Annotated in this window: 17 protein-coding genes and 1 tRNA gene; 8 read left to right on the top strand and 10 right to left on the bottom strand. The window is 74.1% G+C overall.

The window, feature by feature from the left end; translation table 11 throughout:
* Positions 1–4: 4 nt before the first annotated feature.
* Entirely contained in the window at positions 5–1,381 is a 1,377-nt protein-coding gene (locus tag ACF09E_RS06960; RefSeq protein ID WP_392204213.1) for an FHA domain-containing protein, read from the top strand.
* On the opposite strand, the gene ACF09E_RS06965 is transcribed toward ACF09E_RS06960, so the two are convergent.
* Positions 1,362–2,336, bottom strand: coding sequence for a methyltransferase domain-containing protein (locus ACF09E_RS06965; protein WP_392204214.1), 975 nt, complete (start codon positions 2,334–2,336; stop codon positions 1,362–1,364). The genes ACF09E_RS06960 and ACF09E_RS06965 overlap by 20 nt on opposite strands.
* A gap of 85 nt (positions 2,337–2,421) precedes the next feature.
* Between ACF09E_RS06965 and ACF09E_RS06970 the strand changes: the two genes are divergently transcribed.
* The 5 genes from ACF09E_RS06970 to ACF09E_RS06990 all read left to right on the top strand — a co-directional run bounded on the left by ACF09E_RS06970 (position 2,422) and on the right by ACF09E_RS06990 (position 10,980).
* On the top strand, positions 2,422–2,826 hold the full coding sequence (locus ACF09E_RS06970; RefSeq protein ID WP_392204215.1) for a globin: 405 nt from the start codon (positions 2,422–2,424) through the stop codon (positions 2,824–2,826).
* Positions 2,827–3,045: 219 nt separating this feature from the next.
* Positions 3,046–6,399, top strand: a complete 3,354-nt coding sequence (locus ACF09E_RS06975) for an FtsX-like permease family protein (RefSeq protein ID WP_392204216.1) — start codon at positions 3,046–3,048, stop codon at positions 6,397–6,399.
* Positions 6,400–6,485: 86 nt separating this feature from the next.
* Positions 6,486–9,308 carry an FtsX-like permease family protein gene (locus tag ACF09E_RS06980; protein WP_392204435.1) on the top strand — a complete coding sequence of 941 codons (2,823 nt, stop codon included), beginning with the start codon at positions 6,486–6,488 and terminating at the stop codon, positions 9,306–9,308.
* Positions 9,305–10,291, top strand: a complete 987-nt coding sequence (locus ACF09E_RS06985; protein ID WP_392204217.1) for an ABC transporter ATP-binding protein — start codon at positions 9,305–9,307, stop codon at positions 10,289–10,291. The genes ACF09E_RS06980 and ACF09E_RS06985 overlap by 4 nt, the downstream gene beginning before the upstream one ends.
* Positions 10,292–10,389: 98 nt before the next feature.
* A complete protein-coding gene (locus tag ACF09E_RS06990) occupies positions 10,390–10,980 on the top strand; it encodes a hypothetical protein (protein ID WP_392204218.1) in 591 nt (196 codons plus the stop codon).
* Between the two features lie 67 nt (positions 10,981–11,047).
* Here ACF09E_RS06990 and ACF09E_RS06995 read toward each other — a convergent pair whose 3' ends face one another.
* The 7 genes from ACF09E_RS06995 to ACF09E_RS07025 form a co-directional block, all read right to left on the bottom strand.
* Entirely contained in the window at positions 11,048–11,722 is a 675-nt protein-coding gene (locus ACF09E_RS06995) for a hypothetical protein (RefSeq protein WP_392204219.1), read from the bottom strand.
* Complete coding sequence (locus ACF09E_RS07000; protein WP_189829675.1) at positions 11,719–12,141, bottom strand: thioesterase family protein; 423 nt, start codon at positions 12,139–12,141, stop codon at positions 11,719–11,721. The genes ACF09E_RS06995 and ACF09E_RS07000 overlap by 4 nt, the downstream gene beginning before the upstream one ends.
* A gap of 2 nt (positions 12,142–12,143) precedes the next feature.
* Complete coding sequence (ettA, locus tag ACF09E_RS07005; protein WP_361858088.1) at positions 12,144–13,808, bottom strand: energy-dependent translational throttle protein EttA; 1,665 nt, start codon at positions 13,806–13,808, stop codon at positions 12,144–12,146.
* Between the two features lie 259 nt (positions 13,809–14,067).
* Positions 14,068–15,519: an LAETG motif-containing sortase-dependent surface protein gene (locus ACF09E_RS07010; RefSeq protein WP_392204220.1), complete on the bottom strand. Its 1,452-nt coding sequence runs from the start codon at positions 15,517–15,519 to the stop codon at positions 14,068–14,070.
* A 235-nt stretch (positions 15,520–15,754) separates the two neighbouring features.
* Positions 15,755–16,267: a single-stranded DNA-binding protein gene (locus tag ACF09E_RS07015; protein WP_392204221.1), complete on the bottom strand. Its 513-nt coding sequence runs from the start codon at positions 16,265–16,267 to the stop codon at positions 15,755–15,757.
* Positions 16,268–16,420: 153 nt separating this feature from the next.
* Entirely contained in the window at positions 16,421–18,460 is a 2,040-nt protein-coding gene (locus tag ACF09E_RS07020) for a GTPase (RefSeq protein WP_392204222.1), read from the bottom strand.
* A 1-nt stretch (position 18,461) separates the two neighbouring features.
* On the bottom strand, positions 18,462–20,072 hold the full coding sequence (locus ACF09E_RS07025; protein WP_388798665.1) for a dynamin family protein: 1,611 nt from the start codon (positions 20,070–20,072) through the stop codon (positions 18,462–18,464).
* A 303-nt stretch (positions 20,073–20,375) separates the two neighbouring features.
* Between ACF09E_RS07025 and ACF09E_RS07030 the strand changes: the two genes are divergently transcribed.
* A tRNA-Arg gene (locus ACF09E_RS07030) sits at positions 20,376–20,448 on the top strand.
* Between the two features lie 189 nt (positions 20,449–20,637).
* Here the strand turns inward: ACF09E_RS07030 and ACF09E_RS07035 are convergent.
* Positions 20,638–21,411: a DUF317 domain-containing protein gene (locus ACF09E_RS07035; RefSeq protein ID WP_392204223.1), complete on the bottom strand. Its 774-nt coding sequence runs from the start codon at positions 21,409–21,411 to the stop codon at positions 20,638–20,640.
* A 297-nt stretch (positions 21,412–21,708) separates the two neighbouring features.
* Between ACF09E_RS07035 and ACF09E_RS07040 the strand changes: the two genes are divergently transcribed.
* Positions 21,709–22,044, top strand: a complete 336-nt coding sequence (locus ACF09E_RS07040; RefSeq protein ID WP_392204224.1) for a hypothetical protein — start codon at positions 21,709–21,711, stop codon at positions 22,042–22,044.
* Positions 22,045–22,062: 18 nt separating this feature from the next.
* Here ACF09E_RS07040 and ACF09E_RS07045 read toward each other — a convergent pair whose 3' ends face one another.
* Positions 22,063–23,559, bottom strand: coding sequence for a S1 RNA-binding domain-containing protein (locus ACF09E_RS07045; RefSeq protein ID WP_392204225.1), 1,497 nt, complete (start codon positions 23,557–23,559; stop codon positions 22,063–22,065).
* Between the last annotated feature and the right edge of the window lie 26 nt (positions 23,560–23,585).

Raw genomic sequence — 23,585 nt, forward strand, 5'->3', positions numbered from 1 at the left:
CGACATGCCGACCTGCCCGAACGGACACCAGTCGGTCTCCGACGACTGGTGCGAGGTCTGCGGCCACCGCATGGCCGGGGCGGGTGCGCCGACGGGTGCCGTACCGCCGCCTCCCCCGCCGCCGCCCCCCGCCTACGGATACCCCGGCCCGGCCGGATCGAGCGGCCCCGGAGCCCCGGGGGGCTACGACGCGCCCGGTGCTCCCGGCGGCTTCGGCCCCGGTGGCGACCCGAACGCGACGGCCCAGGCCGAGCTCTGCCCGCAGTGCCGGACGCCGCGCGAGCACATGGCGCCGTTCTGCGAGGAGTGCCGCTGGAACTTCCTCACGAACACCGCGACCTCGTACACGCCGGTGGCCCCGCAGAACGTCCCGTCGGCGCAGCGTCCGTCGGGCCCCCCGCCCGGCCTGAACCTTCCGCCCGGCTTCCAGTCCACGCCGCCGGGCCGACCGGACCCGCAGGGACCGCCGGGGCCGCCGCCGGGCCAGGACCCGTTCGGCTACCAGGGTTCGCGGCCCTCGCAGGTCAACCGCCCGGCCGAGCCGCTGGGCGGTGAGCCCACCCACCACCAGACCCCGCCGCAGCGCCCGCAGGCGCAGCAGCCGCCCGGCCCGCCCGGTCAGGGCGACCCCTTCGGTCCCCCCGGCGGGCAGCCGCCGGCGCCTCCGGCGTACCTCCAGACGCCGTCCGCTCCGCCGGGGGCTCCCGCCCAGGCCCCGCCGCCGCCCGCGCCGCCGCAGCCGCGCGCGGACGACGACTGGGTCCTCTCCCCGCCGTCGCAGCACCAGGCACCGCCGCAGCCTCCGCAGCACCAGGCACCGCCTCCGCCGCAGCAGCACCAGGCGCCCCCGCAGCCTCCGCAGCACCAGGGGCCCCCGCCGCACATGGCACCCCCGCCGCCGCCCCAGCAACAGCAGCAGCAGCAGCAGCAGTTCCAGGCTCCCCCGCAGCACCAGTTCCCGCCGCCGCGGCAGCCCCAGTCCTGGACCGCGGTCATCGGTCCGGACCGCGAGTACTTCATGGCGATGATGCAGCGCAGCGGCCCGGAGGCCGGGGGGCTGAACCTGCCCGCGTACTCGCCGGACAAGCACCTGCCGCTCCGGGGCAACCAGATCTCCATCGGCCGCCGCCGGCACTCCACCGGCGAGTCCCCGGACATCGACCTGGCGGTACCTCCGGAGGACCCGGGCGTCTCGCACCAGCACGCCGTGCTCGTGCAGCAGCCGGACGGCTCGTGGGCGGTGGTGGACCAGAACTCCACCAACGGCACCACGATCAACGGCGGCGAGGAGCCGATCCAGCCCTACGTCCCCGTCCAGCTCCAGGACGGCGACCGGGTGCACGTCGGCGCCTGGACGACGATCACGATCCGGGTGGGCTGAAACCGCCGGTGGGCAGCGGCCAGGCGTAGGGCCCTCCGGGGTCGTCCAGCCAGGCCCACTGCCGCTCGCCGCTGACCGTCACACCGAAGCGCTCCCGCTCCGGCCGCCCCTCGCGCAGCCAGAGCGAGAGCGCTTCGTTCCGGTCCAGGGCCCGGTCGACCAGGCCCTGGAAGAAGCGGAACCGCTCGTCGCCCGCCGGGCCGTGCCGCGGGACGCGGCCCGCCACGCCCCGCAGGGCCACGAAGTAGGCGGAGGTCGCGAGGAACCGTCCCTCCGCGTGGCCTCCGTCGTGCACCCGCAGCAGCAGGAGCCCGGTGGAGAGCGGGGCGAGCACCAGGGCGCCCGGCCTGCACTGGGCGAGCCACGGGGGCGGGACCGAGGGCATGGCACAGGTCGCCACCACGCGGTCGAAGGGGGCGCGCTCGGGGCAGCCGCGGGCGCCGTCGGCGGCGACCACGGCCGGCCGGTGGCCGGCGGCGGCCAGATGGGTCCGGGCGGACTCGGCGATCTCCGCGTCCAGGTCGACGGTGGTGACGTGCTCCGCGCCGAGGCGGTGGCAGAGCAGGGCGGCGTGGTAGCCCGTACCGGCGCCGATCTCCAGGACGTCGTGGCCGTCGCGGACGTCGAGGGCGTGGAGCATCAGGGCCATCAGGGAGGGCTGGCTGGCGGAGGAGACCAGTTCGCCGTCCCGGACCCGGGTGGCGAGGGCGGTGTCCGCGTACGCCCCGCGCAGCCAGCGGTCCCGCCGCTCGGGGTCGGGGTCGCCGGACCAGAGCCGCTCGTATCCGCCGGTGCCGGGGATGTAGTAGTAGGGCACGAAGAGATGGCGCGGGACCTCGGCGAAGGCCCGCCGCCAGCGGTCGTCGCCGAGCACGCCCTGGGCGTCGATCTCCCGCACGAGCGCCCGCCGCGCCCGCGCGCCGGCCTCGGCGAACTCGTCCCGCCGCTCACCCATGCCTCCACTCTCCCGCCGCCGGGGGGCTCCGGCGAGCGGTCCTGGACCCCCGGACCTAGGACCGGGGGTCTGAGACGATGGAACGGTGAACGAGATTCCCGGGGAAGAAGTGCAGGAGCAGACCTTCTACGAGCAGGTCGGGGGCGAGGAGACCTTCCGCCGCCTGGTCCGCCGTTTCTACGAGGGCGTCGCGGGGGACCCGCTGCTCCGCCCGATGTACCCGGAGGAGGACCTGGGCCCGGCGGAGGAGCGGTTCGCGCTCTTCCTGATGCAGTACTGGGGCGGCCCCCGCACCTACAGCGACCACCGCGGCCACCCGCGCCTGCGGATGCGGCACGCTCCGTTCGCCGTGGACCGCGCGGCCCACGACGCGTGGCTCCGCCACATGCGCGCGGCGCTGGACGAGCTCGGTCTGGCCCCGGAGCACGAGGCCGAGCTGTGGCGCTACCTGACGTACGCGGCGGCCTCGATGGTGAACACGGCCGGCTGACGGCCCCTCACGTCCCCTCGTTCGCCCCCGTTCTCACATCCGCCCCACGGACGGACACATTCCGGAGCAGGAACGCCGAATAACGGTCACGATCGGGTCAAGGTCGGACCGTAAGCGGTTTCCAGCGGCACATGCACTCTGAAAGCATCCGGGGGAGGTTTCGGAGCGATCGGCACCCGCCCGACGTGCGCACCGTGATCCGGACGGCCAGGGGGATGGGTGACGGGATTCGTATTCCTGCGTGTCAGGGCGCACCGGCTGCTGCTCGCCGCGGCACTGCTCGCCGTGCTCCTGACGACCTCGGTGCTCGCCACCCTCGCCTCCTTCTCCGGGGCGATCGGGGACGCCGCGCTCCAGGCGGGCCTCCGGGGGCGCTCCGCGGCCGCCGCCTCCGTGCTCGTGAGCGGGCAGGTGCCCGCCGCCCAGCGGGCCGAGGCCGAGCAGGCCGTCCGGGAGGGCATGCGGAAGACCTTCGACGGGCTGCCCGTGGACCTGCGCCGGCTGGAGCGCTCGGGGCCGTACGCGCTGCCCCGGAGCCTCCAGCCGCCCGCCGCCCGCAAGGGCGACCCCGATCTCGCCCACTTCGCCGCCGTCGACCGCTCGCGGCTCTCCCTCGTCCGGGGCGCCTGGCCCTCGGCCGCCGTCTCCGACGGCGTCGTGGAGACGGCGCTGCCCGAGGAGGCCGCCCGGCGGCTGAACGTCGCCCCCGGGACCGTGCTCGACCTCACCGACCGGCTCGACGCCCGCAAGGCCAGGGCCCGGGTCACCGGCGTCTACCGGCCCGTCGACACCGGCGACCTGTACTGGCAGCTGGATCCCGCCGCCGGCCGCGGGGTGCGGACGGTCGCGTTCACCACGTACGGACCGCTGCTCGTCGACCCGGCCGTCCTGCGGTCCGGGGCCCTGACGACCGGCGAGACCGCCTGGCTGGGCTCCGCCGACTTCACCGGCCTCACCACCGACCGCATCGACGCCCTGCGCGCCGCCGCGACCGAGGGCCCGAAGGCCCTGGCCGCCGACAGCGCCGCCTTCGGCACGACCGTCGCGGCCTCCACCGCGCTCCCCACGGTGCTGGAGCAGACCCAGCGGGCCCTGCTCGTCTCCCGCTCCACCCTGCTGATCGTCGCCGTACAGCTGATCCTCCTCGCCGCGTACGCGCTGCTGCTCGTCGCCCGGCTGCTCAGCACCGAACGCTCGGGGGAGACCGCGCTGCTCCGGGCCCGCGGCGGTTCGCGGCGCCGGATCGCCGGACTCGCCGCCGCCGAGGCACTGCTCCTCGCCCTGCCCGCCGCGCTCGCCGCACCCCTCCTGTCCGGTCCGCTCACCGCGCTCTTCGCCGAGCGGTCCGCGCTCTCCGCCCTCGGCGTACGGCTGGACACCACCCCGTCGGCCCAGGTGTGGCTGGTGGCCGCCGCCGTCGCCCTGTGCTGCGCCGCGGCCGTCGTCGCACCCGCGCTGGCCGCCGGGGACGACGCCGCCGTCTCGCTCCGCACGGCCCGCTCGGCCGGCCTGCCCGGCCCCGTCCGGGCCGGTGCCGACCTCGGGCTGCTCGCCGTCGCCGCCGTCGCCTACTGGCAGTTGCAGCGCCCGGCGGCGTCCGGCGGCACCCTCGGCACGGACGAGCCCGGCGGCGGCTCCATCGACCCGGTCCTCGTCGCCGCCCCCGCCCTCGCCCTGCTCGCCGGCACCGTCCTGACCCTGCGTCTGCTCCCGCCCGCCGCCAGGCTGGCCGAGCGGCGCGCGGCCGGCGGGCGCGGGCTCTCCGCCGCCCTCGCCGGCTGGCAGTTCAGCCGCCGGCCGCTGCGCGGCGCCGGTCCCGTCCTGCTGCTCGTGCTCGCCGTGGCGATGGGCATGCTGGCCATCGGACAGAGCGGCTCCTGGGAGCGCTCGCAGCGCGACCAGGCCGACTTCCGGGTGGGCGCCGCCGTCCGCGTCCTCGGCGCCGGGCCGGGCGAGCCCACCCAGACCGAGCAGCTGGGATCCGTTCCCGGCGTCCGCTCGGCGGCCCCGGTGCACCGGGCCTCCATGGACGTGGCCGGGAAGAACGCGACCGTCCTCGCCGTGGACACCCGCGCCGCCGCCGGCGGCCTGCTGCTCCGCCCCGACCTCGCCGACGTCCCCGTCCGCTCCCTGCTCACCCCGCTCGCCCCCGCGGCCACCGCCCGTCCCGGCCTCCCGCTGCCCGTGGGCACCCGCACGTTCACCGCCGACCTGCGGCTCGCCGAGCGGAAGGTCGCCGCCCGGGTCACCGCCGTCCTGGAGGACCCGAACGGCGTCCCGTACCGCCGGGCCGTGGGCCCGCTGCCCGGCGACGGGCGCACCCACCGGCTGTCCCTCGACGTCGGCGCCCTGGCCGCGGCCCCCGGCGCCGGCGGCGACCGGGGTTCCGCCGGACTGCTCACCCTCACCGGTCTGGAGGTCACCGGGGAGGTCGCCGAGGGCGCGAAGGGCACCCAGACGCTCCACGTGGAGCGGTTCGGCGTCACGGGCGCCGACGGCGGCGAGACGGTCCACTCCCCCGCGACGGTCCTCGGCCCCTGGGTGCACTCCTTCGAGCAGACCTCGCAGGGCGACGCGCAGCGTCCCGTCCCCACCTCCGGTGTCCCCGGCGCCGCGGGGCCGGGCGGCCGTCCCGCCCCGTACGTCCTCACGTTCGCCGTCTCCGGCACCCCCGCCGGCGAGGTGTACTGGGGCGCGGAGGAGTTCGCCGTACGGATGAGGGCCCCCGGGCCCAAGCAGCCGAGCCGCCTCTCCGCCGTCGCCACCCGCACCTTCATGACCGCGTCCGGCGCCGCGCCCGGCGACCGTGTCGAGGTCCCGCTGGGCGGCCGCCGCGTCGACGTGACCGTCGACCGCGTCGTCGACGAACTGCCCACCACCGGCCCGGGCGCCGCCGCGGCGGCCGCGGGCGCGCCGGCCGCCACCCCCGAGGACGGCGGCGCGATCCTCCTCGACCTCGCCTCCGTCAACCGGTACCTCTCCACCGACGAGGCCTCCACCGTGCCGGCCACCGAGTGGTGGCTGACCGTGGCGCCCGGCCGGGCCGGCGAGGTCGCCGCCGCCCTGCGCGCCCGCCCGAACGCCGACCCCGCCCAGGTCCTCGTCCGGGACGAGGTCGCCGCCGAACTGCTCGGGGACCCGCTCGGCGCCGGACCCGACGCCGCGCTCATGGCGGTGGCCGCCGCGGCCGCCGCGCTCGCCGCCGTCGGCTTCGCGGTCGGCTCGGCCGGCGCCATGCGGGAGAGGTCCGCGGAGTTCGGCGTCCTCAGGGCGCTCGGCGCGCCCCGCCGCCGGCTCGCCCGGCTGATCGCCGCCGAGCAGGGCCTGCTCATCGGCATCGGCCTGCTCATCGGGATCGGACTCGGCGCCGTCCTGGCCCGCGCCGTCGTCCCGCTGGTCGTCCTGACCGGCCAGGCAGCCCGGCCCGTCCCCCCGGTCCTGGTCGAACTGCCCCTCGGCCAGGTGGCCCTGCTGCTCGCCGGCGTCGCCGCGCTGCCGCTCGCCATGGTCGCCGCGATCGCGCTGCGCCGCACCGATCCGGCCGTGACGCTGCGCCACCAGGCGGTGAACTGATGCCCGGCACCGCCGGGGAGCGCCCCGACGCGCACGAGCACCGGCAGCACCCCGAACCACCCGCCGTACGCAGGAAGGCACCCGACATGCCCCGGTCCCGGTCCCCCCGGTCCGAGAAGCCTGCCCGCGCCGTCGCGCCCTGGGTGCGGACCCGGCTGCGGACCGCCCCCTGGGCCGCCGTCTCCCTCGCCCTCCTCGTCCTCGCCACCGCCTACCTGGCGGCCGCCCTGCCGCGCGCCGTCGACGCGTACGAGACCGAGGGGCTGCGGCACGACATCCGGACCGCCGCACCCCGCAGCAGCGTCCTCGAACTGACCGCCGAACCGCCGGGCCTCGAACTCTCCCCGCAGGTACGCGAGGCGGGTCTGGCCCCCGCCGTGCTCGGGAGGCAGCGGGATCAGGCACGCGCCCTGCTGCCCGCCCCGCTGCGGACCGACCCCGAGCAGAGCGTCCACGGCGTGCGCACGGTCAAGCGGGTCGAGGGGCTCGACCCGTGGCTGCCCCGGCCGGACGGCATCTCCCCCGAGTTCGTGCTCTCCTCCCCCTCGGACCTGGCGGAGCACGCCACGCTCCGCGCGGGCCGTCTCCCCGCGGGCACCGCCCGCGCCCCCGAGGCCGCGGTCACCGCGCAGACCGCCGAGGCCCTGCGGATCAAGCCCGGCTCCGTCGTGCACGTGCCCGGCCGGGTCAGCGCCGAGCCCCTCGCGCTCACCGTCACCGGCATCGTGGAGCCGCGCGGTCCCGAGGGCCCGTACTGGGCGGTGGAGCCGCTGCTCCGCGCGCCGGCGCTCGCCCCGCTGGTCGGCCAGGAGGTCGCGTACTACTGGCAGGGCGCGCTGCTGCTCTCCCCCACCTCGGCGCCCGCGCTGCTCTCCACCACCGGGGAACCCGAGGTCTACTTCCGCTACCTGCCCACCGCCGACCACCTCACCGGCCGGGACGCCGGGCGCCTCGGCGCCGCGCTCGCCTCGGCGTCGGGCGGCCCCGACCTGGTGAGGCTGCGCGAGGTCGTGGGCCCCACCGGCGCGCTGACCACCGAACTCGACACGATCGTCGGCGCGTACGGATCGATGCGCGGGGCCATCGATCCGGTCGTCGCCGTCGCCGTCTTCGGGATCGGCGCGGTCGCGGCGGTCGTCCTCGCCATGACCGGCGGGCTCTTCGTCGCCCGCCGGGACGGCGAACTGGCGCTGATCCGCTCCCGCGGCGCCTCGCTCACCGGCATCGGACTGCGCCTGCTCGGCGAGACCTCCGCCGTCGCCGTACCCGCCGCGCTGCTCGCCCTGGTCCTCGCGGTGCTGACCGTACGGGGTCCGGACGGCGGCTCCGGGGGCGTACTCGGCGGGATCCCGCTGCTGCCCTCGGTGCTCGCCACCGTCGCCGTCGCCCTCGTGGCCATGCTCGTCCTGCCGCTGCGGGCCGTCGTCCTGCACCGGCGCCCGCGCCTGCACGGCGGCCGCGACGACCTGCTCACCGCCCGCCCGTCCCGGCGCCGCACGGTCCTCGAACTCACCCTGCTGGTCCTGGCCGTGGGCGCGGTCGCCTCCCTGCGGCTGCGCGGCACCGGCGACTCCGGGGACCACCTGGTGAGCGCCGCCCCGGTGCTCGTCGGTCTGATCGCCGCCATGGTCCTCGTCCGGATCTACCCGCTGCCGCTGCGGTGGGCGGCCCGCCCGGCCCGCCGGCTGCGCGGGGCGGTGGGTCCGCTGGCGCTGGCCCGCGCCGGACGCGCCTCCTCGACGGGCACCCTGCCCCTCCTCGCGCTCGTCCTCGCCCTGACCACCGCGGCCTTCGGCGGCTCCGTGCTGGCCGGCGTCGCCGCCGCCCGCGACCGGGCCGCGCTCCTGGCGACCGGCGCGGACGCCCGGATCGACGGCTCGGCCGAGTGGACCCCGCTGCCGGCCGGCCTGGTCGAGGCGGTGCGCGGGACGCCGGGCGTCCGGGACGTGGCGCCGCTGCAGATCGAGTACGGGGTGTCACTGCCGTCCCCCGGGAGCGACACCGCCCAGCCGATGAGCTCGGCGCTCGTGGGCGTCGAGCCCGAGACGTACACCCGGCTCGCGCGGCGGACCGACTTCGGCCCGTTCCCCGCGGCGCTGCTGGCCACGACGGGCAAGGGCGGCAAGGAGGTGGCGGCGGACACGGAGCGGGTGCTGCCCGCGATCGCCTCGCCCTCGGTCGCCGCGCGGCTCGGCGGCACGCCGCAGGAGATCGTGTCGGCGGCCGGGGTGTTCCGGGTGAAGGTCGTCGCCGTCCGGCCGGCCACCCCGGCCCTGCGGGGCGCGGACTTCCTCGTGGTCAACGCCGCCGACCTCACGCACCGGGCGGACACGGCGCTGCTCGTCACCGGCCCCTCGGACGGGGCCGCGCTGCGGGCCGTGGTGAAGGCGCGGTCCGACGCGCTGCTGGTGTCGACGCGGACCGAGGAACGCGCCGGCTACGTCGACTCGCCGCTCCAGTCGGGCGCCGAGCGGATCTACCTGGGCGCCATCGGCGCGGGCGCCGGGTTCGCCGTGGTGGCCGTGCTGCTCTCGCTCCTGCAGAGCGCGCCCGAGCGGACCACGCTCCTCGCCCGGCTGCGCACGATGGGTCTGACCCGCCGGCAGGGACGGCGGCTGCTCGGCCTCGAAGCGCTGCCGCAGGCGGTCCTCGCGGCCGTCGGCGGCACGCTCGTCGGCTGGGCGACGGTGCCGCTGCTCGCCCCCGGCATCGACCTGTTCCGGCTGGCGCTCGCGACGACCCCGGGATTCACCCCGCTGGACAGCGCGCCGCTGCGCGTGGACCCGTGGTCGCTGGCGGTCCCGGCGGTCGCGGTCGTGCTGATCACGGCGGTGGCGGCGGCCGGACAGGCCTGGTGGGCGGGACGCAGGGGCTCGATCAGGGAACTCAGGGCAGGAGACGCACGATGACGAAGACCGACACGCCCCGCCGGGCCGGCGCCGCCGGGTCCGCCTCCGACCCCACCACCCTGGAGGAGCTGGAGCGCAGGGCGACCGCCCGGCGCGACCGGCCCGACTACGGCCACGACGCGCTCATCGCCTGCGACCGCCTCGTCCGGATCTTCACCACGGACGGGGTGGAGGTGCAGGCCCTCCAGGGGCTCGACCTCCTGGTGCAGGAGGGCGAGCTGATGGCCCTGGTCGGCGCGTCCGGCTCCGGCAAGTCGACGCTCATGAACATCCTCGCCGGCCTGGACGTGCCGACCGCCGGCGCCGCCCGGGTCGCCGGGGCGGACCTGCTCGCGATGGACGGCAGGGCGCGGCTGCGCTACCGCCGCGAGGTCGTCGGCTTCGTCTGGCAGCAGACCGCCCGCAACCTGCTCCCCTATCTGACGGCCGCCCAGAACGTGGCGCTGCCGATGCAGTTGAGGGGCCGCGCGAAACGGAAGGCGGAGCGCGCCGAGGAGCTGCTGGCCATGCTGGGCATCGCGGACGCCCGCGACCGGCGGCCGCACCAGCTCTCCGGCGGCCAGCAGCAGCGGGTGGCCATCGCGGTCGCCCTGGCCAACAACCCGGCCGTGCTCCTCGCCGACGAGCCGACGGGCGAGCTGGACTCGGCCACGGGCGAGCAGGTGTTCGCGGCCTTCCGCCGCGCCAACGAGGAGCTGGGCACGACGATCGTGATCGTCACCCACGACCAGGCGGTCGCCTCCGAGGTCCGCCGCACGGTCGCCATCCGCGACGGCCGCACCTCCTCGGAGGTCCTGCGCCGCACGGAGGTCGACGAGCAGGGCAGGGAGTCCCTGGTGGCGCGGGAGTACGCGATGCTCGACCGGGCCGGCCGGCTCCAGCTCCCGGCCGAGTACACGGAGGCGCTCGACATGCGGCACCGTGTGGCCCTGGAGCTGGAGCAGGACCACATCGGGGTGTGGCGGGACGACGCCGAGGGCTGAGGGGTACGCGGTTCCGTGACGGCCGGCGCAACCGCGCACGCGCCCCGGGCGTCCCCGCCCACGGAACCGGCTGTCGATGTCGTCACGGGGGGTGTCCGATGGGCAAGGCCGTGCCGTACGCCGGGGCGGTGCTCGTGCCCGCCGTCGCCGGAGTGCTGCTGTGGCGGTGGGCCGCCTGGAGCCTCGGCGGCCCGCACGTGCTGCCGACCGCCCTCGCCGTCGGCGGCGGCGTCGTGCTGGCCGCTGTCGCGCTGGTGGCGCACAACGCGCTCTTCCGCGAGGGCGGGAGCATCGCCGCGGCCGTCCTGATCCTGGCGGGCCTGACGGCGGTCTGGGTGGAGGCGCGGGACGACGCCGTCCGCGGCGCGGTCGCCGACTGCGTCGTCGTGGGGAAGCCCAGGGTGACCCACCACCCCACCTTCGGCGAGGGCGCGCCGGCCGCCAAGACCCTGTTCCACCACACGCTGAGCTGTTCCGGCGGCTATCCCACCGAGTTCTCCGCCGAGGAGCGGATCGCCGAGCCGGGCGGCGCGGTCCGCATCGCGTACGACCCCGCCCGCCGCAGGGATCCCGTGCTCGAACGGCAGAACAAGGCCCACGGCTCCCCCGTCGTCCCCGCTTCGCTGCTCGCCCTCTCGGCCGCCCTCTCGGTCGTGTCGGTCGCCCGCGAGGGCCGCGGGGAGCGATGAGGAGACGGGCTCCGGAGCCCCGGCCGCCGGGCCGGGTCCGGGTCGGCTCAGGCCGTCGGGGCACTCGTCACGCCGGGCCGCCGGGGGTGACCGTCAGCGCCATGGACCCGGTGCGGACGACGATCGAGCCGTACGGGGTGCGCAGCCGCAGCCACGGGCCGGAGGCCAGGAGCGCGACCGGGGCGTCGGTGTCCGCGGGCGGCAGGAAGCCCAGCGACTGGGCCGCGTGCACCGCGCGCAGCGGAAGGCCGGTGGTGCCGAGGGTCCGGGACCAGATCTCGCGGCCGATGCCGTCCCGCTCGGCCCTGGTGCGCCGCTCCGCGGGCAGTTCCTCGTCCCGCGCACGGAACTCGGCGACGGCCGCGGCGACCGCGGCGCGCATGTCCGCGGCACCCGGCAGTCCGGGTACCGGCCGCCAGCCGACGCGGGGCGGGAGGACACCGGTCCACGGGGGGCCGGTGACGGAGTCGGGGACGACCGCCTTGCCCGCGGACTCCTCGACGCCGTCGAGGAGTTCACCGGCGGAGACGGTGACGTCGAGGTCGACGGCGTCCACGAGCCGGGCCGTCCGGACGGCGAGCACCTCGAAGGACGGCGGCCGGCCGAAGACGGCCAGTGCCCCGCCGCCCGCCTGGAGGCGGACGGCGGCGGCCCGGTCGTAGTGCACGAGCCGGGCCAGGAAGGCGGCGAGGGCCGCCGCCTCCCTGGCGTCGGCGAAGTGCAGCGGTGCGAGCACGGTCATGCGGCGGAGGTCATCCCGTCGTCGACGTACTCCTGGAGGAACTCGCGCTCCTCGGCGGAGATCCTGCGGGGCCGCTGCGCCTCCAGGTCGAAGGGCACGACGACCGTGGAGGCCCGCACGTAGGTGACCTCGGGGTCCTTGATCTCGTACGCGATCGTCAGCGACGCCGCGCCTATCTTCGTCACCCAGGACTCGATGGTCACCGGCTGGTGCCGGTGGACCAGCGGCCGCACGTAGTCGATCTCGTGCCGGGCCACGACGGACCCGCCGGAGAACGAGGGGGAACCGTCCCCCGGCGCGAGCCGGAACATGAAGTCGATCCGCGCCTCTTCCAGGTACCGCAGGAAGACGACGTTGTTGACGTGCCCGAAGGCGTCCATGTCCGACCAGCGCAGGGGACAGCTGTAGATGTGGCGCACGCTCAGCCTCGGGTCAGCTTCTTGTACGTGGCACGGTGCGGACGGGCCGCGTCCGGGCCGAGGCGCTCGATCTTGTTCTTCTCGTAGGACTCGAAGTTGCCCTCGAACCAGAACCACTTCGACTCGCCCTCGTACGCGAGGATGTGCGTCGCGACCCGGTCCAGGAACCAGCGGTCGTGGGAGATGACCACCGCGGCGCCCGGGAACTCCAGGAGCGCGTTCTCCAGCGAGGAGAGGGTCTCGACGTCGAGGTCGTTGGTGGGCTCGTCGAGGAGCAGCAGGTTGCCGCCCTGCTTGAGGGTGAGCGCGAGGTTCAGGCGGTTGCGCTCACCGCCGGAGAGCACACCGGCCGGCTTCTGCTGGTCCGGGCCCTTGAAGCCGAACGCGGAGACGTACGCGCGGGACGGCATCTCGACGTGGCCGACGTTGATGTAGTCGAGCTCGTCGGAGACGACGGCCCACAGCGTCTTCTTCGGGTCGATGTTGGCGCGGCTCTGGTCGACGTACGAGATCTTGACGGTCTCGCCGACCTTGACGGTGCCGGAGTCCGGGGTCTCCAGACCCTGGAGCATCTTGAAGAGCGTGGTCTTGCCGGCGCCGTTCGGGCCGATGACGCCGACGATGCCGTTGCGCGGGAGCGTGAAGGACAGGTCGTCGATGAGGACCTTGTCGCCGAAGGCCTTGGAGAGGTTCTCGACCTCGACGACGATGGAGCCCAGGCGCGGGCCCGGCGGGATCTGGATCTCCTCGAAGTCCAGCTTCCGCATCTTGTCGGCCTCGGCCGCCATCTCCTCGTAACGCGCGAGACGGGCCTTGGACTTGGCCTGGCGCCCCTTGGCGTTCGACCGGACCCACTCCAGCTCTTCCTTGAGACGCTTCGCGCGCTTGGCGTCCTTCTGGCCCTCGACCTTGAGGCGGGTGGCCTTGGTGTCGAGGTAGGTGGAGTAGTTGCCCTCGTACGGGTGGGCGCGGCCGCGGTCGAGCTCCAGGATCCACTCGGCCACGTTGTCGAGGAAGTAGCGGTCGTGGGTGACCGCGACGACGGTGCCGGGGTACTTGGCGAGGTGCTGCTCCAGCCAGTTCACCGACTCGGCGTCGAGGTGGTTGGTGGGCTCGTCGAGGAGGAGCAGGTCGGGCGCCTCCAGGAGCAGCTTGCAGAGCGCGACGCGGCGCTTCTCGCCACCGGAGAGGTTGGTGACGGGCCAGTCGCCGGGCGGGCAGCCCAGGGCGTCCATGGCCTGCTCCAGCTGCGTGTCGAGGTCCCAGGCGTTGGCGTGGTCCAGGTCCTCCTGGAGCTTGCCCATCTCGTCCATGAGCGCGTCCGAGTAGTCGGTCGCCATGAGCTCCGCGACCTCGTTGAAGCGCTTCAGCTTCCCCATGACCTCGGCGGCGCCGTCCTGCACGTTCTCCAGGACGGTCTTCGACTCGTCGAGCGGGGGCTCCTGGAGGAGCATGCCGACGGTGAAGCCCGGCGACAGGAACGCGTCGCCGTTGGACGGCTGCTCGAGGCCGGCCATGATCTTCAGAACGGTGGACTTACCGGCACCGTTCGGGCCGACCACACCGATCTTCGCGCCCGGCAGGAAGCTCAGCGTCACGTCATCGAGGATGACCTTGTCGCCGTGCGCCTTGCGCGCCTTGCGCATCGTGTAGATGTACTCAGCCAAGAGAAACCGTCCGGCAAAGAGTGAGTGGGCAGATACACCCATCTTGCCTGACCGGAACCCCCGGGCGGAAACCGGTGAGGCGCGGGCGGGGCCCGGCGGGGGCGGGGCGGCGGGGCCGCGGGGGCGCCGTACCGGGCGGTAGGGGGCGGAATCGAGCCCGGGACGTGCGACGACCCCGGACGCTGACGCGTTCCGGGGTCGTGCGGTGGTCACGGGACGATCGCGCTGTGACGCGGATCACTCACACCGGGGCCGGGGATCAGGCGCCGGCGGTCTTCTTCTTGCGGAGGAAGAACACCGCGCCGCCGCCGATCACGACGAGCGCGGCGGCGATGCCGGCGATCATCGGGGTGGCGTTGGAGCTGCCGGTCTCGGCGAGGTCGCCGCCACCGGTGGTGGTGGAGCCGGTGGTGCCGGTGGTGCCGCCCGTGGTGTCACCGGTCGAGGGAGCGGTGGTGGACGGGGCGGGGCTCGACGGCTCGGTCGAGGGCTCCTTGGTGGGGGTCTCGGACGGCTTCGGGCCGGGGGTGGCCGTCTTGCAGTCCAGGACGCCCTCGAAGGTCTCCTCGAAGCCGTTCGGGCCGGTGATGGTGAACTTGTAGGCCTCGTCCTCGGCGAGCGGGACCGGGATGGTCTTCTTCTCACCGGCGGCGACGGTGTACGAGGTGCCCTTCAGGTCGAAGGTCCAGGCCTCGTCGCCCTCGTTGGAGGCGATGACCTCCAGGCCGCCCTTGGCGCAGTCCTTGGCGACCGTGACGGCCGGGACGGCACCCTTCTTCGCCCACGTGGCCGAGGCCTCGGCGGTGACGGTCGACTCGCTGGAGCCGGCCAGGATCAGGGTCTGGGACGGGCCGTCGATGGAGACGAACGCGCGGCCCAGGGAGACCTTGGTGGAGGCCTCGGCGGTCAGACCGGCGGTGCCGTCGGCGGTGCCGGCGGCGACGTCGAAGTAGACCTGGTCGCCGTTCTTGGCCTCGGTGACGGGCTTGCCGTCCTTGTCGACGATCTTGACGCCGTCCGGGGTGCCCGGGGCGGTCGCCAGCTTCGCGATCTGGGCGTTGGTGGAGACGGTGATCGGACCGAGGCGCTCACCGGCCTTGCCCGCGACGGTGGACGGGGAGAGCGAGAGGGAGGCCTTCGGCTCCTCCAGCTTGACCGCGTCGTTCAGGAGCTGCTTGGTGAGCTTCCGGGCGTCCTTGCTCTTCGGCGTCGCCTTCACGTCGTCCGAGAGGGTCCAGATCGCGGCCTGGGTGGCCGCGGCGGCCTCGCCCTTGGAGAGGTCGACGCCGAGCTTCTGGCCGAGCTCCTCCGCGGAGCGCTTCGGGTAGCCGTTCTCGAGGATCCAGAGGATCTTCCCGGCGTTCTCGTTGTTGTGCAGGGAGGACTGGTCCCAGCCGACTTCCTTGTAGTCGAAGTCGTGCTTGGCCGGCGTCCGGAGATCGATGCAGTAGGTCTGGAGCGTGCCTCCGCCCTCGACCTGCATCTTGAAGAGGCCGCCGTCGACGCCCCACTTCTCACCGTTCTTCTCGGCGATGACGACGCTGTCCCACTCGGTCATGCCACCGAGCTTCGCCGTCACGCCACCGGTGCCCGGGGCACCGTCATCGGCCAGCGCCGGGCCGGCGGTCGCTATCGCACCGGCCATGACAAGGCCGGAGACGAGGGCGGCTGCGGCGAGGCGGGCAACGCCTCGTCCACGAACTGAATACATTGCTTTCCCCTCCGGGCGAGTCGCTCCACGAACAACGCACGAACAACGTCGGTTCGCGTGGGGGGAGCGCACGCCAGCAGATCACAGACCCGATGGGCTCACGTGCCACATGAGTACCCGGGAATCCTAGGGATGCGGAACCCCCCGGTGCCCGGCCATACGGTCAGATAACCATTCCGAATCGGAATCGTTATCACCCAGGGCGAGTTGGTAGACAAGTCGACACAACTCATGGTCAGGGCACGGTCACCAACCGCTCCGCCGCACCCTCCACGGCCTCTGCGGCGACCGCCCACGGGTCCCGCGCGGGCGCCTCCACGAGCCCCGGCCCCGACTCCTCCGGCACCCCCGGCCCGTGCTGCGCCCCGGGCCCCTGGTCGGCCCCGACGGGCCGCGCCGCACGGCGGAAGGCCGCCGTGCCACGGCTCAGATCATGACCCACGGCCAGCGCGGCCACGTCGACGAAGGTCGTGCGCCGACCGTCCCGCTCGTCTTCACGCACCCTCAGCCGGCCGTGCACCACGAGCGGTTCCCCGACGGAGACGGAGGCCGCCAGGTTGGCCCCGAGGGAGCGCCAGGCCGACACCGTATAGAAGCTGGTGGGGCCGTCCGACCAGAGGCCCCTCTCGCGGTCCCAGCGGCGCGCCGTCACCGCGAAGCGGAACCTGGCGACGCCTCCCGTCGCCGTGTCCCGGTACTCCACCGCCGTCGCCACGTTGCCGACGAGCGTCACCGTCGTGTCGTTCATGGTCCGTCCCCCCACCCTGCGTTCACGCTGCCGTGTCTTCACCGGTCGGGCACCATCGTGGCGCCCCGGAGGAGAAGCCGCCGGGGGCTGTGGAAAAGGGCGGCAATGGGGACGACTCCCCCACCCGGACGGGCGTACGGCTCCGGCGCGGGCCTACCTGCCCCGGGCCCCCGCGCGGGTCGCGCCGAGCCGGCCCGTGCCGCCGCGGGCGCCGCCGACGATCCGTGCCGACGGGCGCGCGCCCACCACCGTCGCGTACTGCTCGCGCACCTCGCGGTAGCGCACCAGTTCCGCCGCCACGGGGTCGAGCACCCGGGCCCGGCCGCAGGCCGCGGTCGCCTCGCGCAAGGTGCGTTCGGCCTCCTGCCCGTACCGCCGGGCGGGCCCCTTGACGGCACCTTCGCAGGCCCATTCGACGAGCGGTCCGCCGATGATGCCGCCGAGCATGACGAGGACCGGCGGGAGCAGCCCCGGTTCGACGACCCCCACGATCTGGCCCACCAGCCACAGCGCGCCGAAGATCTGCAGGAGCGTCATCACGGCCTGGGCGAGGACGGCGGCGGGCCACCAGGCGGGGCGGGGAGGCCGGGCGGCCGCGTCGCCGATGCCGGCCGTGAGTTCGTCGAGGGCCTCGGGCAGTCCCTCCGCCCCGCGTGCCGCCGCCTCGCGGACGGCCTGCGCCCAGGGGACGGGCAGGCCGCGGGAGGCCTCGTCGGCGACGATCCGGACGGCCTGCTCCACGCGTTGGCGTGCCGTCAGCTCGTCCTCGACCGGCGGGGTGGGGTGGGGGACGGCGGAGCCGTGCTCGCGGATCCGCTCGTACCAGCGGTAGAGACGCAGCCAGGGGGTGCCGCAGGCGCGGATGGCGCCGCGGCGCCAGACCCTTTCGGCGGCCTCGCCGGCGGCCTGGGCGCCGACGGCGACGGCGAGCCGGTCGGCGAAGGCCTCGCGGGCTCGCTCGTCGAGTCCGGCGCGGCCCTCGGCGAGGTAGGCGGGGCGGAGCCGGGCCGCGGCGGCGTCGACGTCGGCGGCCAGACGCCGCTCGGGAGCGGTGCGTTCCTGGACGAATCCGGCGATCATCTCCCGCAGTTCGGGGACGCCGTCGCCGGTGAGGGCGGAGACGGCGAGGACGGTGGCACCGGGCTCGCCGTGCTCGCCGAGGGCCACACCGTCCTCGTCGAGGAGGCGGCGGAGGTCGTCGAGGACGAGGTCGGCGGCCTCGGCGCCGAGCCGGTCGATCTGGTTGAGGACGACGAAGGTGACCTCGGCGTGTCCGGCGAGCGGCCGGAGGTAGCGCTCGTGGAGGGCGGCGTCGGCGTACTTCTCGGGGTCGACCACCCAGATGACGGCGTCGACGAGGCCCAGGACGCGGTCGACCTGGTCGCGGTGGGCGGTGACGGCCGAGTCGTGGTCGGGGAGGTCGATGAGGACGAGTCCCTGGAGCGCGGTGTCGGCGGCGCCGCCCGCGAGGGGCCGGCGGCGCAGCCGGCCGGGGACGGCGAGCCGGTCGAGCAGTCCCGCGGCGCCCTCGGACCAGCTGAGGGCGATGGGCGCGGAGGTGGTGGGACGGCGGAGCCCGGTCTCGGAGACGGGGACGCCGGCGAGGGCGTTGAAGAGGGTCGACTTGCCGCTGCCGGTGGCGCCTGCGATCGCGATCACGGTGTGCCGGGAGGAGAGCCGCTGCCGGGCGGCGGCCTCGTCGAGCACCCGCCCGGCCTCGGCGAGGGCCTCGCTCTCGACCCGCGTGCGGGAGAGCCCGACGAGTTCGTGGAGGGCGTCGAGCCGGGCGCGGAGCGGCCCGCCGTAGCTCCCGCCGAGGGGCGGCAGGGTGTCGGGCTCCCGGGACTCGTCCGCGCCGGGCAGGACGTCGGCGACGGCGACGGCGGCACGTTCGGCGGCGCGCCGGGCGATCAGCCCGTCGTCCCAACGACCCGCCTGCTCACGGTCGCGGGGGGCGCCGGCCGGGTGGGGGGCGCTGCTTCCTCCGGCGCGGCCGTTCTCGGGGGCGTCGCCGTTCCCGCCGGCGCGCCGGTGCGCCTCGGCGCGTCCCAGCGCGCCGGGGGTGTCCGGGTCTCGGGGACCGCCCGAGGCGCCGACCCCGGGCGCGCCCGGGGTCTCACGGCCGCTCAGGGCGCCTGCGGCGGCGTCGGCGCGGGGGCCGTCGCGCGACGCGTCGTCGTCCACGTGCACCACGTCACTTCTCCTTCTGCAGTACGGAGAGCGCGGCGATGAGCTCCGCCTGCGGCTCTGGGGTCACGTCGAGCGCTTCGAGGGGCGCGAGGCGCCGGTCGCGTTCGGCGTGCAGGACTCGGTCGACGTACGAGAGGACGAGGGCGCCGCCCTTGTCGCGCAGGCGCAGGGCGGCCTGGGCGCCGAGGAGTTCGGCGAGGCGCTCGCCCGCGGGCCGGGCGCGGCGGCCGCCGAGGAGGGAGGCGGCGAGGAGGGCGGCGACGGTGTCGGACTCGGGGAGGGCGGTGCGGGGGGCGGGGGGCCGGTCGACGGTGCCCGCCTCCTCGTCGGCGAGCTCCTCCAGGACGCGGCGCCAGCGCCGTACCTCCACGCCGATCCGCTCGGCCGCCTCGCGGTCGCCGCCGGTCCGGACGGGGCCGAGGGCGGCGGCCGCGGGTTCGCGGCGCCAGGCGTCGCGGACGCGCTCCTCGGCGGCGGAGACGGCGCAGTGGAGGAGGGCGGCGAGGGATTCGGCGAGGGCGTCGAGGAGTTCGTCGGCGGTGCTGTCGCGGGGGTAGGCGCGCCAGCGGGTGCGGGCGTCACCGGCGAGGACGGCGCCGCGGCCGAGCTGTTCGCGCACCCGCTTGGCCTGGGCGCCGTAGGCGGCCGTGACGGCGCCGCCGAGCCGGACGGCGGCGGCGTACTGCGCGGCGACCGCGCCGGCCAGTTCGGGCAGCCGGGCGTCGAGGGAGTCGATGACGCCGGTGGCGGTCCGCTCGGCGGCCTGCTGGCGGGCGGCGGGGTCCTCGGCACGGTGGGCGAGCCAGCCGCGGAGAGCGGCGACGGCGGAGTCGGGGAGGAGCCCGCTGGCGCCGTCGGCGGACTCGGGGAGCTCGGGGATGGTGAAGCGGGGCACGTCACCGAGACCGGCCTTGTCGAGGAGTGCCTCGTACTGGCGGGAGACCTCGCCGATGACCTGGTGGGGCACCCGGTCGAGGACGGTGACGAGGGTGGCGTCGTACTCCTTGGCGGTACGGAGCAGGTGCCAGGGCACGGCGTCGGCGTAGCGCGAGGCGGTGGTGACCATCACCCAGATGTCGGCGGCGCAGATCAACTCGGCGGCGAGGAGACGGTTCTCCACGACGAGGGAGTCGATGTCGGGCGCGTCGAGGAGGGCGAGGCCCCGGGGGACGGAGGAGGCGGTCTCGACGCGGAGGGCGTTCTCCTCGGGGGGCGGGGCGTCGTCGGCGTGCTCGTCGTCGGCCTGGGGCAGCCAGACGCGGGTGAGCTGCGGGAGGACGCGCATCCCGGCGAACCAGTGGTGGTCCTCGGGGTGACAGACGAGCACGGGGGTGCGGGTGGTGGGCCGGAGCACACCGGACTCGCTGACGCGCCGCCCGACAAGGGAGTTGACGAGGGTGGACTTGCCGGCCCCGGTGGACCCGCCGACGACGGCGAGCAGCGGGGCGTCGGGATCTTTCAGCCGGGGCACCAGGTAGTCGTCGAGCTGGGCGAGCAGCTCGGCCCGGGTCTGCCGGGCGCGTGGTGTGTCGGGGAGGGGGAGAGGAAGGCGCACGGCGGCGACACGGTCGCGCAGGGCGGAGAGTGCGTCGATCAGCTGAGGCCGTTCGTCCAAGGTCACCACATGCGAAGAATGCCCAATTTATGAGTGTTTTTGAAGCCTATTGCGGCCCTGCGCGCCGAAGAGAAGGGTGGTGGCGGGAAGGCTCAGGCATAACGAGTGCACAACACCCGCCGCGAGGGGCGTGAAAACCGCTGCGCGAATCGCACCTGCCTGCGATTATCGTTCCGCTTCACCGAACCTCCACATCGTGCCACGCAGGTGAAGCAACCGGGCCAAGGCGATCGGAGCCCTATCCTTGTCCCGGCAGGCCACACCCCACCCACAAGGGGCTCCTGGCCACACGGCCACCACCCGGCCCCCGTAGCTCAGTGGATAGAGCAGGTGCCTTCTAAGCACTTGGCCGCAGGTTCGAGTCCTGCCGGGGGCGCACAGGCGAAGACCCTCCTTCGGGAGGGTCTTTTTGCTGTTCAGAGGTGGTTTTCGGCCGAGGGTAGGGGTGCCAGGGCGAGGACATCAGATGGCCTGATCTGTCCGGCTGAAACCGGCCAGAGGCGGCCTCTGACGGCTGGTTTTCCCGAAAACTTCCCGAATTTTTGAGATCGCCCGCTGCCCTGCCTCACTCCGACCGGCGTGCTCTCCTCTGTCGATCAACCCCCTGCTGGATGACGGTGAGCCACCCCTCGACTCCCGTCGGCAGGGTGGACCGGGGCACGGGGTTGGGCGAGGCAAGCGAGGAAGCGAAGATCGCGGCCAGGTCGTGCGGCACGCCGGCGCTGAAGCTGGCGCACCACAGGTACGGGTCCCCGACGACAGGCTCGGCCCACGCCTGCCATCCGAGCTGTCCGGGCCGCGGATCGGCATCGCGCACGAGCGGTGGCACCTCCTCCAGCGAGACGCCGGCGGACAAACCAGGGGCGAGGGCGGCGGTGCGGGGGCGGCCGATGTCGCGAACCCACCCCTGAGCGCAGACCGCCGCGAGGACGGTCTCGGGTCCATCAAGGGAAGAGGAGGGCTCCCGGCGGGCGTCGAGCGCGAGCAGGAAGTCGGTCAGCACTTCGTACGGGATGCCGGCGGTGAAGCACGCGTTCCACTCCGCCAGCGCACTGGTGGGATGCGACCGGACTGAGATCTGCCAGGCCACCGGGAGGTCTCCCAGTTCGAACGGACAGGCTGCGTGTGTCCACTCGGCACCGCACAGTTCGTTCGGGCTCACATAGAGAAGGGTGTCGCGGGCTGTCGGCCACATACGCCAGCCTGCGGAGGCGAGGGCCGCTCCCACCTGGTCGGCGAGAGCATCGTCGTCGCCTGCCAGATGGCGAGGGGTGACCCAGTACAGCGAGTCCGGGAGGGAGGGGTTACTGAAGCGGTACGGGTGCAGGGGCGCCTCCATAGGATCGAGGTTCTGGGCGGTCGTCTACGTTGACATGGCAGTGGGGCCGTAATCAGCCCCTTGGCGCTCTTCCTCGTCTGCCTCCGGCGAACTGGTGCCCTTTGACAGCTGTGGAGCCCCAAATCTCGCGGCACACCCTCAGGCCCGATGCCACATCTATGACACCTGCGCCGTCTCCAAGAGAGCCGCGGGTCGGGGCGCTCACCTTTCGGGAGGAAGGTCGCCATCGCAGCCAGGAATCTACGGGGACAGGTCGATGGCAGGGCACTACAGTCCGAGAGCAGGAGAGGGGGCCTGATGGCGCTGAACAAGAAGGGTTCTCGGCGGATCGCAGTCGACGGGGCCGCCTACCGTTGGCGGATCCGCCGGAAGCCGTCCTACATGCAGGGACTGTGCTGGACGCCTTTGGCCTACGCCGTCGAACTCGCTGACGACGACCGCCCGGGCAGGACGTTGGTTGTCACCACTGGCCAACCGCACCCCAGTAACTGGCTGGGCGTTGAAGCGGAGCCCATCAGGCCGGATCATGTTGCCGCCAGTATCAAAGAGGCACTGGCGCAGGGCTGGGAGCCTGCCGCGTCCGGCTCCCCCTTCCCGCTTGACCAGTCGGCGACTTTCGTCCCGTCGCCTTGATCGTCAGACGGCCTGGGGCTAGAGCCCTGAAACAGCTTGCCGGTGCGAGAGGGTGATTCGACGCCGGACCGTGTCGATGTCAAGGATCTTGACCAGTAGGGCGTCCCCCACCTGAATGCCGAGCTGCGGGTGTTCCAGGTGCTCGTCGGCCAGCTCGGAGTTGTGTACCAGCCCCTCGAAACCGTTCTCCACCTCTTCAATGCGTACGAAGACGCCGAACGGTATGAGTTTGGTGACGCGGCCGACGAGGATCTGGCCGATCTGCACGGTCAGCAGCGGCATCGGATCTTCGTGCAGGGCCTTGAGGGACAGTGATACGCGTTCGCGGACGGGATCGACGTCGAGAATTTCGGCGTTGATCTCCTGACCGACGGAGACGATGTCTGATGGGTGGTCGAAAGGTCGCCATGACAGCTCGGGGATATTGATCATCGCTTCGAAGCCGCCGATGTCCACGAAGGTGACGCCGAAGTCGGCGATCCAGGTCACCGTGCCGGTGACGGTCTCGCCTCGGCAAAGGGTCTTGAGGAAGGCCCAGTTCCGGTCGCTCGGCGTCGGCTCGGTCTGCCAGCGGGCCCGTACCACTCCGTCGTCGTCAGGCATGACAGCGGTGAACAGAGGCACACATTCATCGGCATACACGGACAGGAGCGCTGCAGCCTCGGCATTGGACAGCCGGGCGGCCAACTCCGCGAACTCGTCCTCGTCAGCGACAGCGCTGTGGATCCGGCCGCCCTTGTCCTGCCAGACACATTCGACGAGGCCCTCGGCGGGGAGGGCAGCGATGACTGCGTCGACGTCGGTGGACAGGTCCGGCCACACGGCCAGCCGGGCGCGGGGAGCGATCCCGGCGCGAACCGTGTCGATGGAGTCGCGCGTGAGGCGGTGCCACCGCGAGGCGCCTTCGATGTACGTCTCTTCCAGGAGCCCGGCGCGGCATGCGGCGACTGCCCAGTTCAGACCGGCCCAGAACTCGTCGTCGCCGGGCCGCTGGACATCTGCGCCATCCGTCTCCATCTCGTACGGAGAGGAGTCCAGGCGTTCCGGGAACAGCCCCAGCGCGCGGGTTCGGGCCAGCGCCTCCCCGCAAGGCCGGCTACTGCCGATATAGAGGTACTGGTCCCATCCCACATGGACCGCGAACGCGCCTTCTGTCTCCAGCCGGCACCAGGCGCCGTTGTCACGCAACATGCCGCGCACCAGCTCCAGAGCGATGTCGAGCGGTACCTCTGCCCCGTCGTGAAAACCGGTCGGACCGGCCGGGAAGAGCCCGGCCAGCCCGAAGCCGTCCACCAGAGGCTCCGAACCGAAGTGCGCAAGGGACGGGACCTGCGGTTCACGTACGGCCAGGTGATCGACGCCGGTGTCTTGGGCGAAGGCCGCGACCGCCTGAAGATAAGACGCCTCGATCTCGCCGTGATCGCTGACGGTGCCCTCGCTGCCGGTGTAATGCCCGTGTTCGTCACGGTCGGCAGGGTCGTACTTGGTGACGCGGTAGACGTAGGGGAGCTGCACCGTCCCATCATCCAGCACGCTACCTG

The organism is Streptomyces sp. NPDC014891 (assembly GCF_043081085.1).
In the GTDB taxonomy this organism is placed as follows: Bacteria; Actinomycetota; Actinomycetes; order Streptomycetales; family Streptomycetaceae; genus Streptomyces.